This is a genomic window from Nostoc sp. DSM 114167, assembly GCF_052692655.1.
Genome location: NZ_CP195116.1, coordinates 2,637,721 through 2,653,597, shown reverse-complemented (window position 1 = coordinate 2,653,597; position 15,877 = coordinate 2,637,721). Strand labels below are relative to the sequence as shown.

13 protein-coding genes are annotated in these 15,877 nt (G+C 41.5%); 5 read left to right on the top strand and 8 right to left on the bottom strand.

Features of this window, described 5'->3' with window-relative positions:
• Nucleotides 1-6: 6 nt before the first annotated feature.
• The gene (locus tag NSTC731_RS11395; protein WP_445630891.1) at nucleotides 7-555 is read right to left on the bottom strand and encodes an NUDIX hydrolase; all 549 of its coding nucleotides are present in this window, start codon (nucleotides 553-555) and stop codon (nucleotides 7-9) included.
• 68 nt (nucleotides 556-623) lie between these two features.
• Nucleotides 624-1,139, bottom strand: a complete 516-nt coding sequence (gene folK, locus NSTC731_RS11390; protein ID WP_445630890.1) for a 2-amino-4-hydroxy-6-hydroxymethyldihydropteridine diphosphokinase — start codon at nucleotides 1,137-1,139, stop codon at nucleotides 624-626.
• Nucleotides 1,140-1,389: 250 nt separating this feature from the next.
• Between folK and NSTC731_RS11385 the strand changes: the two genes are divergently transcribed.
• Nucleotides 1,390-3,780 carry a transglycosylase domain-containing protein gene (locus NSTC731_RS11385; protein WP_445632069.1) on the top strand — a complete coding sequence of 797 codons (2,391 nt, stop codon included), beginning with the start codon at nucleotides 1,390-1,392 and terminating at the stop codon, nucleotides 3,778-3,780.
• Between the two features lie 272 nt (nucleotides 3,781-4,052).
• Here the strand turns inward: NSTC731_RS11385 and NSTC731_RS11380 are convergent, their stop codons facing one another.
• From NSTC731_RS11380 to NSTC731_RS11360, 5 genes are all read right to left on the bottom strand, one after another.
• A complete protein-coding gene (locus NSTC731_RS11380) occupies nucleotides 4,053-5,429 on the bottom strand; it encodes an MATE family efflux transporter (protein WP_445630889.1) in 1,377 nt (458 codons plus the stop codon).
• A 495-nt stretch (nucleotides 5,430-5,924) separates the two neighbouring features.
• The gene (locus NSTC731_RS11375; protein ID WP_445630888.1) at nucleotides 5,925-8,117 is read right to left on the bottom strand and encodes a transglycosylase SLT domain-containing protein; all 2,193 of its coding nucleotides are present in this window, start codon (nucleotides 8,115-8,117) and stop codon (nucleotides 5,925-5,927) included.
• A 586-nt stretch (nucleotides 8,118-8,703) separates the two neighbouring features.
• Complete coding sequence (locus tag NSTC731_RS11370) at nucleotides 8,704-9,762, bottom strand: 3-deoxy-7-phosphoheptulonate synthase (protein WP_445630887.1); 1,059 nt, start codon at nucleotides 9,760-9,762, stop codon at nucleotides 8,704-8,706.
• 199 nt (nucleotides 9,763-9,961) lie between these two features.
• Nucleotides 9,962-11,620, bottom strand: a complete 1,659-nt coding sequence (locus tag NSTC731_RS11365) for an alpha-amylase family glycosyl hydrolase (RefSeq protein WP_445630886.1) — start codon at nucleotides 11,618-11,620, stop codon at nucleotides 9,962-9,964.
• A gap of 486 nt (nucleotides 11,621-12,106) precedes the next feature.
• Nucleotides 12,107-12,481 carry a DUF1823 family protein gene (locus NSTC731_RS11360; protein ID WP_445630885.1) on the bottom strand — a complete coding sequence of 125 codons (375 nt, stop codon included), beginning with the start codon at nucleotides 12,479-12,481 and terminating at the stop codon, nucleotides 12,107-12,109.
• Between the two features lie 240 nt (nucleotides 12,482-12,721).
• Here NSTC731_RS11360 and NSTC731_RS11355 point away from each other — a divergent pair, with 240 nt between their 5' ends.
• From NSTC731_RS11355 to NSTC731_RS11345, 3 genes are all read left to right on the top strand, one after another.
• Nucleotides 12,722-13,024 (top strand): acylphosphatase, encoded by a 303-nt coding sequence (locus NSTC731_RS11355; RefSeq protein ID WP_445630884.1) that lies wholly within the window; start codon nucleotides 12,722-12,724, stop codon nucleotides 13,022-13,024.
• Nucleotides 13,025-13,386: 362 nt separating this feature from the next.
• Nucleotides 13,387-14,430: an agmatinase SpeB gene (gene speB, locus NSTC731_RS11350; RefSeq protein WP_445630883.1), complete on the top strand. Its 1,044-nt coding sequence runs from the start codon at nucleotides 13,387-13,389 to the stop codon at nucleotides 14,428-14,430.
• Nucleotides 14,431-14,475: 45 nt separating this feature from the next.
• On the top strand, nucleotides 14,476-14,619 hold the full coding sequence (locus NSTC731_RS11345; protein WP_445630882.1) for a hypothetical protein: 144 nt from the start codon (nucleotides 14,476-14,478) through the stop codon (nucleotides 14,617-14,619).
• A gap of 176 nt (nucleotides 14,620-14,795) precedes the next feature.
• Here the strand turns inward: NSTC731_RS11345 and NSTC731_RS11340 are convergent, their stop codons facing one another.
• The gene (locus tag NSTC731_RS11340; protein WP_445630881.1) at nucleotides 14,796-14,984 is read right to left on the bottom strand and encodes a hypothetical protein; all 189 of its coding nucleotides are present in this window, start codon (nucleotides 14,982-14,984) and stop codon (nucleotides 14,796-14,798) included.
• A 145-nt stretch (nucleotides 14,985-15,129) separates the two neighbouring features.
• On the opposite strand from NSTC731_RS11340, the gene NSTC731_RS11335 reads away from it, so the two are divergent.
• Nucleotides 15,130-15,873 (top strand): toll/interleukin-1 receptor domain-containing protein, encoded by a 744-nt coding sequence (locus NSTC731_RS11335; RefSeq protein WP_445630880.1) that lies wholly within the window; start codon nucleotides 15,130-15,132, stop codon nucleotides 15,871-15,873.
• The last annotated feature ends 4 nt before the right edge of the window (nucleotides 15,874-15,877 follow it).

The window sequence follows — 15,877 nt, the reverse complement described above, 5'->3', positions numbered from 1 at the left end:
AGAGTATTAAATTAAAAACGGACGCGCCAGAAAAAAGCTAGAAACCGATTTAGCATCTACCGCCTCTCCCTCCAGAATCGCTTTTTCTAATTCTTCAGGAGTCATGAACACAGTTTCGATATCCTCGTCTCCATCTTGTGGTGGTGGTGTCTCCAGCTTTTCTAAATCTCGCGCCAGAAAAGCATAGATAATTTCATCAGAATAGCCAGGAGCTAGAAAAAATTCGCCTAATTTGTCCCATTTTTGGGCACTATAGCCAGTTTCTTCGGCAATTTCACGTTGTATTGTTTCTAAAGGCTCTTCTTTTCCTTCCAATGTCCCCGCCGGAAATTCTAATATCCGTCCCTGAATTGCAAAACGATACTGGCGCACCAGTATAAGTTTACCTTCCGATGTCACTGGTACAGCTAGGGCACCGCCAGGGTGACGAATACATTCCCATTCTCCTTCCGATTTATTCGGCAAACGCAAGCGATTAACTTCAAAATCAAACTTGCGTCCTTTATGAAACAGGCGTTGTCTTAGCAGTTGTGGTAATTCTCTACCTAATGGCATAGTAAAATCTGATTATCTGTGAATACAGAGGCAAAATCAGTGTTCTTCTGCTTTTAAGGATGGTAATTTTAATTGTCCATCCATAAATGTACATCAGAACAGTCTACCTCTTTCAGCAGCTCTTTAATCACACACCCGGAAACTGGTTCTATCCAATCTGGGGCAATTTCTGCCAGCGGGACTAACACAAAGGCGCGATCCCGCATTCGTGGATGAGGAATCTGGAGATTTGGTGTATCCAAAGTAATGTCATCATATAATAACAAATCCAAATCTAGGGTTCGTGGTCCCCAGCGTTCCTGACGCACGCGCCCAAATTGTTGTTCAATTCCTAACAAAATTTCTAATAACTCCTGGGGGAGTATTTCTACCTGCAATGTGACGCAGCCGTTGAGGTAATCTGGCTGTGGTGGCCCGACAGCTTTGGTTTGATACCAATGGGATCTGGCTTCTAAAATAATACCTGGCGTTTGGGCTAAAGTCTCTATAGCTGCTGATAAAATTGTCTGAGAATCGCCAATATTACTACCAAGAGCAACGGCGCTTCGTCTTAGCTTTGCTTCGTCGTAGCCAGGTATAGACATTATACTTTCTGAAATCAGCCGTTTTCGGGCTGTCTTTGCGGATACTTGTCAATAGCTTTTAGATTCGCAGTAGTTATCAAAATTACCGCATTTTTTACAAAACTAAATTAACCAAATTTAAAAAACATTATTTTCTAGTGAATTCAGTTAATTATTTATAGGATATTATACTAACACAATGGTAGTGCTATAACCCCAAAGTTGATTGATGGTGGTTATAATTACTTACTACTTTGAGCGAGGAACTGACGTGGGGAAGCTTACCTCCTGGTTCAAGCGAAGACCAACTAATTTGAGTGACTCTGGACGAGGAGGAACGAATGAGAGCTTACCACCAGCACATCTGGCGCAGACGAGGCAGTTACTGAGCAAAATGAAAATTTTACCATCTAGAATGAGGGTCAATCGGGCAACTGGCGCTAGACCACTCTATCGCCGCTTCTGGTTTTGGGCAGGTTTGGGTATTGGTGGTGGGATAGCTGCCTCGATCTACGGCATCAGTTTAATAGATCGGACTTTGCCAGATCAGTCCGAGTTGAATGCTGTGTTGCGAGAGCAAACACTGACCATTAAAGCTGCTGATGGCACAATATTACAACAACAAGGTGAAACGGCCAGAGAACAGCTACAGCTAGAACAAATACCAGATAATTTAAAAAAAGCTTTTATCGCCTCAGAAGATAGAAGATTTAGGCAACACAATGGAGTCGATCCGCAAGGGATTGTCAGAGCGGGTTTGAATAATTTGCGATCGCAAGGTGTGGTAGAAGGTGGTAGCACCATCACCCAACAGCTAACGCGGATTCTCTTTTTGAAACAAGAGCAGACAATCTGGCGCAAACTCAAGGAAGTCCGCCTTGCCCAAAAAATGGAGCAAGAATTAACCAAAGATCAGATTTTAGAGCGTTACCTAAATCTGGTTTATTTGGGATCTGGAGCTTATGGTGTGGCAGATGCATCCTGGGTATATTTTAGTAAAACGCCAGACCAGCTTTCCCTTGCAGAAATGGCTACGATTGCTGGATTAGCTCCTGCTCCTAGCTTGTACGCCCCAGACAAAAATCCCGAAGCGGCGAAACGGCGGCGAAACTTAGTATTGCAACGGATGCAAGAAGATAAAGTAATTACACCAGAGCAAAGGCAAGCAGCAGCCCAAGAACCATTAACCCTCAAAACCAGTTTACCTAAGCGACTGGAAATAGAATCACCCTACTTTACCAGCTACATCCAAAAAGAATTGCCGAAGTACGTTTCTCCCAAGGTGCTAAAAAGTGAGGGATTAGTAGTAGAAACTACGCTGAACCCGACTTGGCAGAAAGTCGCAGAAGAGGCGGTTGCCAAAACCCTGCGAAATCAAGGACGCTGGGAAAACTTTAAGCAAGCGGCAATGGTGGCTATAGACCCCCGAAATGGTGAAATTAAGGCAATGGTGGGGGGAAAAGACTTTGGTAAAAACCAGTTTAATCGAGTTACCCAAGCACAACGGCAGCCAGGATCGACATTTAAAGGGTTTGTATATGCGACTGCGATCGCTACCGGTAAAAGCCCCTACGATAGCTACGAGGATGCACCCTTTGTTGTAGACGGCTATGAACCGAAAAACTATAGTGAAAACTTCCACGGTTCAATGAACATCCGAGATGCCCTTACCCGCTCTGTTAATATTATTGCGGTGAAGGTATTGATTGATGTGGGATTTACACCAACCATTAAACTTGCCCATGATATGGGGATAAAATCTGAACTCAAACCCACCTATTCCTTGGCTCTTGGTTCAAATGAAGTCAATCTGCTAGAGTTAACCAGCGCTTATGGTAGTTTTGCAACTCAGGGATTGCACGCAGAACCTCATGGTATTACCCGCATCCTCAACCGCCAAGGCAAAGTCATCTGGTCAGCTAATTTCAAGTCAAAACGCGCCCTTGACGCTGACAGTGCCGCCATCATGACTTGGATGCTACGCAATGTCGTCGAAGCAGGAACCGGTGGTGCTGCCCAATTAGATAATAGACCAGTTGCCGGCAAAACCGGCACCTCCGACGAAGCCCGCGATTTATGGTTTATTGGCTACATTCCTCAGATGGTGACAGGGGTATGGCTAGGTAACGATGACAACCGCCCCACTTATGGCAGTAGTAGTAGTGCCGCTTACACTTGGCACGAATTTATGGAAAAAGCGGTAGAGGGGATGCCTGTAGAAAAGTTTCCCAAACGACCCAAGTTAGAGGGTCGCAAAGGCACTATCAAAGCCCAGTCTATCAAGCCCAAACAAGTGCTGAATCGTTCTATTGCCTCTAAAGATGATGATGACTCAGAAGGGGAAAGTGCGAGAAATTCTAATTCTGAAGAGAGTGGTTCATCTAGGAGACGTAGAAGAAGGAGAAGCTATTCTCAAGAAGAACAGCAATCGAGCGATTATACCCCAAGACGGAGAAGGCGCGATCGCAGCGAATCAAGTTCTAGTAACTCCTCCTCAGAATCATCTACTCCACGGCGACGTTCTAGAAGAGTAGAATCTGATTCATCCCCGCCTCGAAGAAGTCGGCGAGAGTCGTCTCCTGCAAATAGTTCTGGTTCTTCAGGTTCTTCATCGTCAGAACAACCATCTTGGCGGGAAAGACTTAGACCTTCTCAACAGTAATGGGAAGTGGGCATTGTTGATACTATGCACAACTTGGTAGGGGGCAGGGAGCAGGGGAGCAAGGGGACAAGGGGACAAGGTGACAAAAGGTGAGAACTTACAACAAGTCTCAATACTGCTCGGTTAAGCATTTTTAAATCGGAATTGGGTTTGGGGAAAAGGTTAAAGGGTAAAGGTTAAAAGTTTTTTCTTTCCCTTTTCCCCTTCCCCTTTTCCCCTTAACCGACAAGTATTGCAACAAGTCTTTTCCCTTGTCCCCAAGTCCTCTTTAGTCAATCAGACTCAATCTCAGAAGTCAAAAGATAAAAACGCCCAGTTAAAAGCACTGCACCCATAAGTAGCCCTAGTACTAAACCCAACCATAAACCTATAGCACCCCAGCCGAAAGTGAATGCCATTAGATAGCCCCCGCCTAGACCTACTATCCAGTAAGCGAACATAGTAATTAACACTGGCACTTTGGTATCTTTCAAGCCGATTAAAGCACCAGCAGCAATAGTCTGAATAGAATAAAATATTTGGACTATTGCCCCCGCAGCCAGGAAAGAAGTTGCCGTTTTAACTATCTCGATATTATCTAAATTACTGGTATCCAAATACATTGCCACAATATAGTTGGGAAACAGCCAAAAAATTAGTGCCACAATACTTACAAAAGGAGTAACAAGCGCAATGCAGACTAGTCCCGCTGTGCTTGCACCCTTGAGATCGTTTTGTCCCCTTAACTGTCCTACTCTCATTGTGACGGCATAGGAAATACCTATAGATACTGTTTCGACAAAACTTTCTGTTTCGACGGTAATTTCATGTGCTGCTAAGGTCTCTGTTCCAAACCACCCCATCATTAAAGCAGTGGCAGTAAATACTCCAATTTCTGCTCCATACTGCAACCCCAAAAACCACCCAGTTTGGAAGATATCTATAAACATATCTTTATCAAACTGATGCAAAGCACAATCAAGCTGATAGTCTTTAAAGTAGTTATCAAAGCAAATCCAACTGGCGGCAGCGATAAAATTTAGCCAAAAGATGAGTGTGCTTCCCCAACCGATACCGGCTAAACCAAGGGCTGGTAAACCAAATTTACCGAACATTAGCAGGTAATTAGCAACCGTATTTAATAATAGTCCAGCTACCGTAATTACTGTTAAGAATTGGGGACGATTGAGGGCAGAGCTAACTTCTTTTAAGATACAAAAACCGAGTGCAGCCGGAAAACCCCAAACAATAGACCGCAAATATGTTTGAGCTAATAATACATTGCTTTCTTCTTGACCAGTTAACAGCAGGATATAGTCAAAGTGCCAAATGATAAACATCACAGGTAAGCACATTGTCACGGCTAACCAAATTCCTTGACCGGTAGCACGGCTCACTTGGTCTATCTTTCCTGCACCAAAAGCATTGGCGACACTCACACCTGCGGCTGAAAGAACAGAACGACAAACGGAAGCTAGGGTAGAAAAGGTAACAGCACCTAAAGCACCCGCAGCTAAAGCTTGGCTGTTAAGTAAGCCCATCATCACCCCATCCAATAAAGGAATGCCCGCTTCTAATATTTGAGTAATTACCAAAGGAACTGCTAATAGCAGGCAGGCTTGGACTTCTAATATCAGTTCTGACTTAAATTCTTTTGAGGTTAACTCCATTAGGGCGCTAAAAAAGCAATACTGAGTACATTAAGATATATTAACGCCACAGATGTAATCAACTCAAGCTATTAGCGATCGCCTCTCCAAAAATTGTGTTTCCTAACCCCATTTCCAGCAGATGACAAGTTATTGACTATCTTCAAGTGTCACTAATAGCACATCGTCAACCTGGGTAAAAGTGATGCTTTTGACCAGGCTTTGCTATTACCTATGTCCAGCTTTAATCTACCAGCATTTATGGTTGTAATAACAGTATTGTAGTTAGTATTGAAAGTAATACCTATTAGTAATTAGCTAAACAGATATCACTATAAGACTCATATTTGATTGGGTGAAAAAACTCAGTACATCTTAAAAAGCTTTCTTTCCTGTTCCCTATTCCCTGCCTACACAAGTAAATTCTCCGAATCAAACCGGATTCCCGTATGAGTTGTGAATTTTGAATTAAAAAATTGCTTGAACTCAACACTCACAACTCATAACTTTCTAAGATTATCGCGTTGGTAGTTGTGGGTGTGTGGTCGAGTACTTTGTCACTACGCCAGAAATTTCCGGGTTGTAAAGCCTTAGATAATTCCAGTAGTTACCAAATACTTGCCGCACATAGTTTTTAGTTTCATCAAAGGGAATTTCTTCAACAAACTCATCTGGATCTTTTGTAGTTAGAGTTTGCAACCATTTAGAGACATTGCCGGGGCCAGCATTGTAACTAGCGATCGCCAGCAAGGAGTTATTGTTATATTGATCGTGAGTATGACCCAAATACCATGTACCCAGCATGATGTTATCGTTGGGATTTTCTAAGTTGATTGTTTTGAAATCCACTTTGATTTGTGGGGCGATCCATTTAGCCGTACTCGGCAACAGTTGCATTAAACCAGTAGCATCAGCGACAGATTTGATTTTTGGTTCAAACCGTGACTCTTGACGCATCAAAGCAGTTACTAGCAAAGGATTAAGTTTACGGTCAATAGACCACTTTTCAATCTCTCGCTGATAGGGAAATGGATAACGCGCTTGCCAGTAGGTGATTTGTTTACTTAGAGTCTGATATTGGGCAAGTTCGGCTGGTATTTCTCGGTCTTCTAATTTAGAAATTTCATCAATTCCGATAAGATTTTCTCCCCTTGCCTGCCGCACCAACCCTTCAGTAAATTGCTCTGCTACCGTTGGCTGAATTTTGTTCTGAAATTCTGTTTGCCATTGTAACCAGGCATCGCGGTCTTGACCTAGCAGATACAATTCTTTGAAAGTTTCAGAACCAGCAGGCGGTAATGGACGCTGGGGTGCGATTACTTCCGGGTTCATGACGCGCACGTTGTCAAAGTTGCCGACATTTAGCCCCAACATTGTCGCGGCTCGCCACGCATAGTAAGAGTAGGGAAACTGGCTAACCACATATTCATAAGCAGTTTTAGATTCTTGCTGTTTCCCCAGTGCAGCCGCCCATTTACCTACCCAAAAGCCTGCTCTTGGAGCCAAAATGCTATTGGGGTTATTAGTGACAATTGGTTCTGCCCATTGCCAAGCACCGACGTAATCTTTGGCTTCGGCTTTATCTTGGGCGATTTTCCAACGGTATTCTGCTGCTTCGTCAGAGTTACCGTATTTACTTATGAGTAATTGCCACGCCGCGCTAGCTGACTTTTGATCCTTGAGAGTTTGGATTTTGGCTTTTTGTGCCAGTGCAGTAGCAGCTTGTTTGGGAAATTTATTAATTGCCTGGTCAAGATAGGGTAAGCCGTCTTTAGGTGTTTTTGCGGTTTCTGCTAATCTCAGTAGTGCCGTCCCAGTTTCCTCACTATTGGGAAATTGCTGCACTAATTGTTTATAGGTGGCGATCGCTTTTTCTTTATCTTTGCCTCCCACCTGTAAGCCGCGTGCAGTCCGGTAGAGGTTGCGCGATGTTTTGGGTGCTTTGGCGTAAGCATTAGCCGCTTTCAAAAATTGACTATTTTCCCAATAGCTAGTACCAATGAGTTCCCAATCTTCGGGTTTGAGGGTAGTCTGTTTTGCTAACTGATCCAAAACGCCCACTATTCCTGGTTGATCGTAGGCATATTTAGCCAAAATCAATTGTAATTGTGGCTGATTGGGATTTTCTTGCAAGCGTTTGCGGATAATTTCCCAAGTTAGCGGATTGGAAGGAAATTGAGCGATCGCAGTTTCTTGTTGCTTCGGTTGGGCAATTAGATATAGCGCTTTGACTGCGGCTGGTTCTTTGGGATACTCTTTTATCACCCTTTGCCTGAGATCCGAGGCTTTACCGTCCTCGCCCAGCATATCCTCTGCCTGGGCTTGTTTGAGCAAAATGTAGGGCGCCAGGAGCGGATAGTCTTTCTCTAGTCCTTGGAGTAAAACTAGAGCTTTTTGCCCTTGGGTTCTTTCAATATAATCACTCGCCAAAAGATAACGAGCGCGATTCCGATCTGGCGATCGCGATTCGGCAGCGATCGCTGCTAGTTTTGCCGCCCGTTCTGGCAGCGATTGCGATATCAGCCCAAAAACGGCTGATTGGGCAACACTACCGTCCGATCTTTGCTCTGCTTGATTCTGACTCAGTTTGAGCCATTTCCCCAGAGACTTGCCAATCTGAGGTGCTGATACCATTGCCCCAGCTAAAAAGGCAAACAGTGCCGCACCCGCAATTATCGAAATTTGCTTTTTCTGTAGTTTCTTCAGCATGAATACCCGCTGAAAAGTTTCGGTGAATTTCTTGAAACTCTAACACTCCTAACCATCAGTGTTACCAATTTTTAATTTTAGATTTTTTATTTTATGTAGAAAAATACTCATTTTCAATCTTTCAGTTGGTAGTATTGAGTAATTAGCACATATTAAATCCTATTACATCTATCTTGGGTATATCTTAAAGATGGTAGGAGGTAGCCCTTAGTTGGGGATTCGACTTCTACTAATTTGGTACGACTGAATTCCCTTACCCTACAAGAAGTTGACACGACAGTGCAAATCTGAAACTCTTCTCTCGATAGATAAATTACGTCGCCACCACTTGTGTATTTTCCAGTTTTGTCGGGTGTGTTATCGCCTCAGTCTAACGCACCGTCAGGAATTGTCGTGCGTTATGGACTTTAGTTTTAACGCACCCTAGCAAATTAAAGCTAATGTAGAGCAGGTTTTGAAATTTGCGCGTACACCGTTGCCGAAACAGTAAGATAAATGGAGCGAAGTTTATTAGTATACATTAATACTTAACAAATATTCTCTAAATTCCCCATCGATCGCATTCTGAATTTTGACTTCTGACTTCTCATTTAAGTTTTTCGTGAGCAGCCAAAATAATTTTTTCGGTTTCTTCCCAGCTAATACATTTGTCAGTTACAGAAACACCATATTTTAATTCTTCTTGTTTACCAGTAATCGGTTGACTACCTTCATACAAATGCGATTCCAGCATCATGCCAACAATTGATGTATTACCGTCCACTATTTGCTGAATAATATTTTCTAAGACAGCACCTTGTAATTTGTAATCTTTATTGGTATTACCGTGGCTACAGTCGATAACAATTCTCGGTGGTAAATTTGCCTGTTTTAATTTCTCTTCTACCAGTTTGACATTTGCTGGATCGAAGTTGGGTTGACTACCACCCCTTAAAATTACGTGACCGTAGCGATTACCTTTAGTTTGAAAGACGCTGACTTGACCGTTTTGATTAATTCCCAGAAAATTATGCGGGTTTCCAGCAGATTGTAGGGCATTCAAAGCTACTTGAATATTGCCGTCAGTACCGTTTTTAAAACCTACAGGCATCGAAAGTCCACTGGCCATTTCGCGGTGAGTTTGTGATTCAGTTGTGCGTGCGCCAATGGCAGACCATGTAATCAGTTCGCTGATATATTGAGGGATGATTGGATCTAGGGCTTCTGTACCAGCAGGTAATCCCAACTCTGTAATTTTTAATAGTAGCTCCCGTGCAATTAATAAACCTTTCTCTACATGGAAAGAATCATCCATATCTGGATCGTTAATTAACCCTTTCCAGCCTACGGTTGTTCTTGGTTTTTCAAAATACACTCGCATAATTAGTAGCAAGTTATCTTTGACTTGCTCGGCCAATATTTTCAATCTCTCAGAATATTCGAGCGCTGCTTTTGGGTCGTGGATTGAGCATGGCCCAACTACTATAAATTTCCGGCGATCCTTAAAATCGAGGATATCTTCTATTTCTTGTCTATATGCTAAAACTCTTTGTTCGGCTAATTGGGTTAAAGGTAATTTTGACTTGACTTCATTGGGAGTTAATAAAATGCGATCGTTCTCAATATTAGCGTTATCGATATTACTATTAAATAATTTGTTGTGCATGGGGGATGCTTTGGCAATTCTATAGACGCACTTCAACTCAAAAGTGTAACACAAACTGGTGAAATTTTAAAATAGCTTATTTTCTGCTTGACAAATTTCTAATTAAACTGTAAATGAGTAAAATTCTAAGTAAAAAAGGGGAAATATTTTCCCCCTTTTGTTTGCTATTAGACTACTGACTAAGCAGTAATGTAGATAGTTACTGCCATACAAACACTTTAGCTTCGTATGGTCCTAAGTCAGTTATGATACCATCATCACCAGCTTCGACATCATAATTGCCTGTCCACTCGTGCCATGTACCAGCACTAGGAAAGTTAGGAACGTGATAGTCAGCTAGGAAGTTTTCTGAAAAATTTGCAATTACGACTACACGAGAACCTTCATCATTCCAACGAGTATAAGCTAATACTTTTGCTTCAGGATTTTCGTGGATAAAATCAATATTTTCTGTGTAGAGAGCGTGATTGCTTTTCCGCAGGTTGGTTAAGCCTTTGTATGATTCAAATAAACTACGATTTAGATCGTTACCTAACAGTGTCCAATCAATTTTGGATGATTCAGGTTGTTTAGGTTTATACTCGCCAAATTCTTCTCCCATCCAAATCAAAGGCACACCAACAGCAGTCATTAGGATGGCTACTCCTAATTTGACCCGCCGAAATGCTTCTTCGTCAAAAATCTCACGGTTTCCCAGTTCAACCATGACATGATTATGGTCGTGGTTGGTGAGATAATTTACTACATTGGTAGCACCCAAAAAGCCTTGGCGCTTGCAGTCAATCACATCTTTGAGACGCTCTAAATCAAATGTATCACCGCAAATGTGTTCTAGAATGCAGTGATAAAAACTATCATGCCAGCAGCCATCCATTGGCCCATCTACATTGGTAATGCTGGTAGTTTCAGGAATGTGTTCGGCAACATTATAAAAAGGCTTCATGCTAGCAGTTTTTTTGGCTTCCTGAACAATCCAGTGCATGAAGTCGTAGTTAGCAATTTGCCGCGCCGCATCATAGCGAATACCATCAAGATGATATTCTCCAATCCAAAAACGAATTGTATCACCAATAAATTTCCAGGCTGGTTTAATATCTAATTTTTCATCATAATGTTCGTAATTAAACTCAGGCCCCCAATTATTGTCAGGGTCACGAGGTTCATGATGATACCAGTAATCGTGGTCAATTTGTGTTAAGGGAGCTGCTGCTTCTGAGTGATTGTAAATTCCGTCAATAATTACACGAATGCCTCTACCATGACACTCATCAATCAAATTTTTTAACTCAGCAGTAGAACCATAACTTGATTCTGTCGCAAAGAAGTGACGGGGATTATAACCCCAACTATAATCACCAGGATATTCTTTCAGTGGCATCAACTCAATAGCGTTGATTCCCAGTTCACATAAATAGTCTAACTTTTCAACTACGTGTTTGTACTTGCCTCGTGCATAAGGATCGTCTTCGCCACCAGAAAAGTCACCAACATGCAATTCATAAATTACTAATTCGTGGTCAGCAGGTAAAGGTTTATCATCATGTTGCCAAACATAAGTATCGGTAATCCTTTGCCCATCTTTTATCCGGACAATACCATCATCATTTCCACTTTGTTCATCTATATCAGTTGCATAAGGATCTGTAACATCAACCCATTGCTCTGGTTCAAAAAACCATGAATTTGATTGAACGCGGAATTTATATTTATAATTGCCGTCTTCTAGTTCAACACTTGTACGAAAATAACCATCATCACCTTTTTCCATTGGAATTTCTTGCCAATCAGAAAAAGAACCAATTAATGCTGCTCCTTTGTTATAAGGTGCAAATAAACTAAATTCAATTGGCTTTGCCATAGAAGTGTTTGTAATATCAAGGGGTGATAGAAGTATTTTCTGATACTAATTTAATTTACAAATCGTTCTAGAGAAATAATTAGCTCGGCAGTGCTTCTATCTTCAGGAATAATTTATGAATTTTTTATAAAAATTAACAATATGTTTTTCATTTTTGGCTGTTTACAGTATTTATTCCTTGGCTAAAATACAGATTTACTATGTAGTAAATCTCGTTTATAAACATAATATGTTTTTAACACTATTATATATACAGCAGTTTTCTTTTGGATGAATGTAGTGCAAGTTACGGATTGGAAGACAGAAGGTAGAGGTAGAAACTGTTTATATCTGATTTATCATTCTACGTTTTGTACCTTCTTGACTTACAAATTACTGTAACTATAAAAAAATCATTAAATAAAATCAATTGTTTTTTGAGATTGAAACATAGCAGATATATTTGGTAAAAATTAGGATGTTTTTTACCAAATATATCCTGTAAAACTACTCTTTTTTGTTGACTTGTTGTAGATAACTTAATAACCAATTTGCTGCCGTTGCCCTACGAGTTTGCCTAGGCCCAAATTCTCCAATTTTGTAACCTTTGAAACCCAGTTTGTCTTTTAGCATTTGTTTATTTTCAGCAGGAATGGAACGAGTCAACTTGACAGTTGCGGGGCGAGATGCAATGAAATCTGGTGGTTGTGGGTACTCATTATGCCATTCTGGTGCAACTTGGTTAGTATCCCATTGTGCAATTGAGGAGTCATAGCGATAACCTAAATAATGCCATAGCAACTGATTGACTGTGGCATCATCAAGTTTATCGTCAAGAATTGCCCAAATTATTTCTGTATTAAGTGGTGGCAGGTTAGACATAAACAATTCAAAATTCCAAGTGGAATAACTGACTACTGTTTAAATTACAGCAGTTTTCAGGTATTTAGACTAGGACTTAAATTAGGAGTAGAGTAGTTTAATTACTTGAAAAGCGCTGGAAATATACAAAAACTAGTAGGTATTAAGAAAGACTGGAATTAATTTCGCGAGTTGGAGTTAAAAACAGATTGTGTATACACAAAGTAGGTAGACTGGATATCGTAAAGATTAGACCAGTCTATGCAGAATTCTACAGCACTGCCAAAGATTATCCGCGCCCATGTATTCATTTCTGGGCGAGTCCAAGGAGTGGGTTATCGCTATTCCACTGTCGATACAGCTAGGCAATTGGGATTAACCGGTTGGGTGCGGAATCTCCCCGATAATCGAGTAGAGGCAGTTTTTGAAGGGGTGCGAGAGGTTGTAGAGAACATGGTTCGCTGGTGTCACTCCGGGCCACCTGCTGCTGTAGTTAAAGATGTTGTAGTTGAATATGAGGAACCGGAAGGGTTACAGGGATTTGAAGTGAAGCGGGTTGAGTAAATAGTTAGTCATTGGTCACTTGTACTGAGTTTCGACTGCACGGTAATCGAGCGACTTGTACTGAGTTTCGACTGCGCTCAACTACCGCGTAGTCGAAGTAAGTCGAGATTCAACTACCGCTTGTCGATCGCTCATTGGTTAAATACAAATAAATATCCTAGTGTAATGTCTAAGCTGTGTAAAAGGGTTTGTAGTAAGCACTGAAGTGCTTAAAAATAAGGACTAAAGTCCTTACTACGAGCTTGTTTACCCATCAATTTCAACTTGACAGACCGCTATACCGACTGTGAAAAATTTTGATTACAATGCAGATGTCAACTAGGCGGCGTGCTGTCTATCCACGTAAATCCAGAAGATACTCAATGAGTAATCAATTAAAAGACTACAATCCCAGCGGCGTAGGTGAAATAAATGGCAACCTCTTAGGTTTGCCCTGCGATTATGAGTCTGCAAACTTGATTGTTTTTGGTGTGCCGTGGGAAGTCACTGTTTCCTATGGTGCTGGCACTGCTAATGGCCCACAGCGAATTCTAGATGCTTCAACTCAATTAGATTTGTTCGATTTCGATCACCCTGATGGTTGGAAGCAGGGAATTTTTATGGAAGAAATTCCCCAAGATATTTTAGAGAAAAACACATACTACCGCGCTTTGGCAGCAAAAATTATCGGGCGATTAGCCGAAGGTAAACAACTTTCAGATACACCAGATTTAACATCTGTCCTCACAGAAATTAATCAGGCTGGTCAACAGGTTAATCAATGGCTGTTTGAAAATTGTCAGGCAGCAATTAATAATGGAAAGCGAGTTGCAGTCATAGGTGGAGATCACAGTTCGCCTTTAGGTTATTTCCAAGCATTAGCAGCTAAATATCCAAACTATGGCATTTTGCACATTGATGCCCACGCAGATTTACGCGATGCTTATGAGGGATTTGAGTTTTCCCATGCGTCGATTATGTTTAATGCGATGAAAATACCGCAAATTACTAAGTTAGTGCAGGTAGGTTTGCGTGATATTAGTCATGATGAAGTGCAAATGATTGACGAATCTGATAGTCGCATTATTGCTTATTACGACCCAGCTATTAAGCAAAAGCTTTACTCTGGAACAACTTGGCTTGATTTATGCCGAGAAATTATCAATCATTTACCGGAGCATGTTTACATTAGCTTTGATGCAGATGGTTTAGATCCAAAACTCTGTCCGAGTACAGGTACTCCTGTTCCAGGTGGGTTGGAATTAGAGCAAACATTTTGTCTGTTCCGGGAATTGGTTAATAGTGGGAGAAAAATTATTGGCTTTGATATCTGCGAAGTCGGGGATGGTGAGTGGGATGGTAATGTTGGGGCGCGGGTAGTTTACAAGCTGGCAAATTTGATGGATTTATCTCAGCAGAAAATATAAACGATAAAATTTTGGCAGAGTGGCAATGATACTGAACTCAAGGCGATGACAACAGCAAATCCCGTCTTTTATCCTCGAAGAATTCCTCAAACTGCCAGAAACCTACGCCTTGCTACATCAAAGTTTTTAACACTGGATTTGACAGTTGAGCAGGTTTTTGAGTGGCTAAGACCAATTCGTAATTCGTAGTTAGAACACGAATTGTCGAGTTCTAGCTATTTTCAGGTATTTGAACCATACCTGTCGAAGGGGCGCAAGGCCTTGCGCCCCTTCCGCGTGGTCTATTTACCTGAAAATAGCTGTAAAAGCCTGATGGTTGGAGTTCAGAAGTTGGAAGTTGCACCTTTTTGCTCGAACCGTTGAGTTCAGAAGCCGGAAGTTGCAGTTTGGAATTTAAGTTGTTGAGTAAAAAAGCGTAGGCGTAGCCTATCAAAGACATCGCTTTGTCTTTTTTGGGAATTGGCTAATAGCGATCGCAAAATTATTTCCTTTAATATCTGTAAAGTTAGTAATCCTAAATGGGATAACAATGTAGGTGCGCGGCTTGTTTGCAAGCTGGTGAATTTGATGGATTTATCTTAGTAACGAACCGCAGTGCGATCGCAGAGAATAAATAAATATTCTCCATTTGGGCTTTTATTTTAGGAAAATTAATTTATATACTCCCATACAGCTATTTAATTAAGTAGATTCAAGAATATGTCTAATCCAGTTAAAGTATTTTTTTCCTACTCCCACAAAGATGAAGCGTTACGTGACGAGTTGGCAACTCATCTGAGCATGATGAAACGTCAAGGAGTGATTGAAGCTTGGCACGATCGCGAAATCACTGCTGGGAGTGAATGGGCAAATGCCATTGATGACAATCTTGAAATTGCAGATATCATTCTGTTGCTGGTGAGTGCTAACTTTCTGGCTTCAGATTACTGCTATGACAAAGAAATGACACGGGCAATGGAGCGACACGAAACGCGCGAAGCTCGTGTAATTCCCATTATTCTTAAGCCGTCAGACTGGAATGGTGCGCCTTTTGGTAAACTGCAAGCACTCCCCAAAAATGCTAAACCTGTCACAAGCTGGCAAGACCAAGATGAGGCTTTTTTAAATGTCGCTCAAGGGATTCGCAGAGTAGTTGAGGAAATGGCGAAAACAAAACCCTCCTCCTCAGCCGCTTCTGGAACTACTACACCTGCTACTTCCAGCCTTCCTGCAACGAGTGGGGGTTTAACTGAGCGCCAGCGTCGTAGATTAGAGCAAGAACGGGATTCACTGCAACAACAGTATGACCTGGTTAGCACAAAATTAAGTCGGCTGCGCCAAGCTTACCCCATTGAAACCGATGTGTCTACAAAGCTGAAGCTAGAAGTGCAAATTCAGTCAGCCGAAACAGAACAAAATAGATTAGATCGGCAGCTTGAAGAAATCGAGCAAAAGCTTTTGTAGTTAT

What these genes read in the sequence shown, in the direction of transcription:
- NSTC731_RS11370 (WP_445630887.1), bottom strand. Translation starts at nt 9,762, where the DNA reads ATGCACAACAAATTATTTAATAGTAATATCGATAACGCTAATATTGAG.
- NSTC731_RS11335 (WP_445630880.1), top strand. Translation starts at nt 15,130, where the DNA reads ATGTCTAATCCAGTTAAAGTATTTTTTTCCTACTCCCACAAAGATGAA.
- NSTC731_RS11355 (WP_445630884.1), top strand. Translation starts at nt 12,722, where the DNA reads ATGCAGAATTCTACAGCACTGCCAAAGATTATCCGCGCCCATGTATTC.
- NSTC731_RS11365 (WP_445630886.1), bottom strand. Translation starts at nt 11,620, where the DNA reads ATGGCAAAGCCAATTGAATTTAGTTTATTTGCACCTTATAACAAAGGA.
- speB (WP_445630883.1), top strand. Translation starts at nt 13,387, where the DNA reads ATGAGTAATCAATTAAAAGACTACAATCCCAGCGGCGTAGGTGAAATA.
- NSTC731_RS11395 (WP_445630891.1), bottom strand. Translation starts at nt 555, where the DNA reads ATGCCATTAGGTAGAGAATTACCACAACTGCTAAGACAACGCCTGTTT.
- NSTC731_RS11380 (WP_445630889.1), bottom strand. Translation starts at nt 5,429, where the DNA reads ATGGAGTTAACCTCAAAAGAATTTAAGTCAGAACTGATATTAGAAGTC.
- NSTC731_RS11360 (WP_445630885.1), bottom strand. Translation starts at nt 12,481, where the DNA reads ATGTCTAACCTGCCACCACTTAATACAGAAATAATTTGGGCAATTCTT.
- NSTC731_RS11375 (WP_445630888.1), bottom strand. Translation starts at nt 8,117, where the DNA reads ATGCTGAAGAAACTACAGAAAAAGCAAATTTCGATAATTGCGGGTGCG.
- NSTC731_RS11345 (WP_445630882.1), top strand. Translation starts at nt 14,476, where the DNA reads ATGACAACAGCAAATCCCGTCTTTTATCCTCGAAGAATTCCTCAAACT.
- folK (WP_445630890.1), bottom strand. Translation starts at nt 1,139, where the DNA reads ATGTCTATACCTGGCTACGACGAAGCAAAGCTAAGACGAAGCGCCGTT.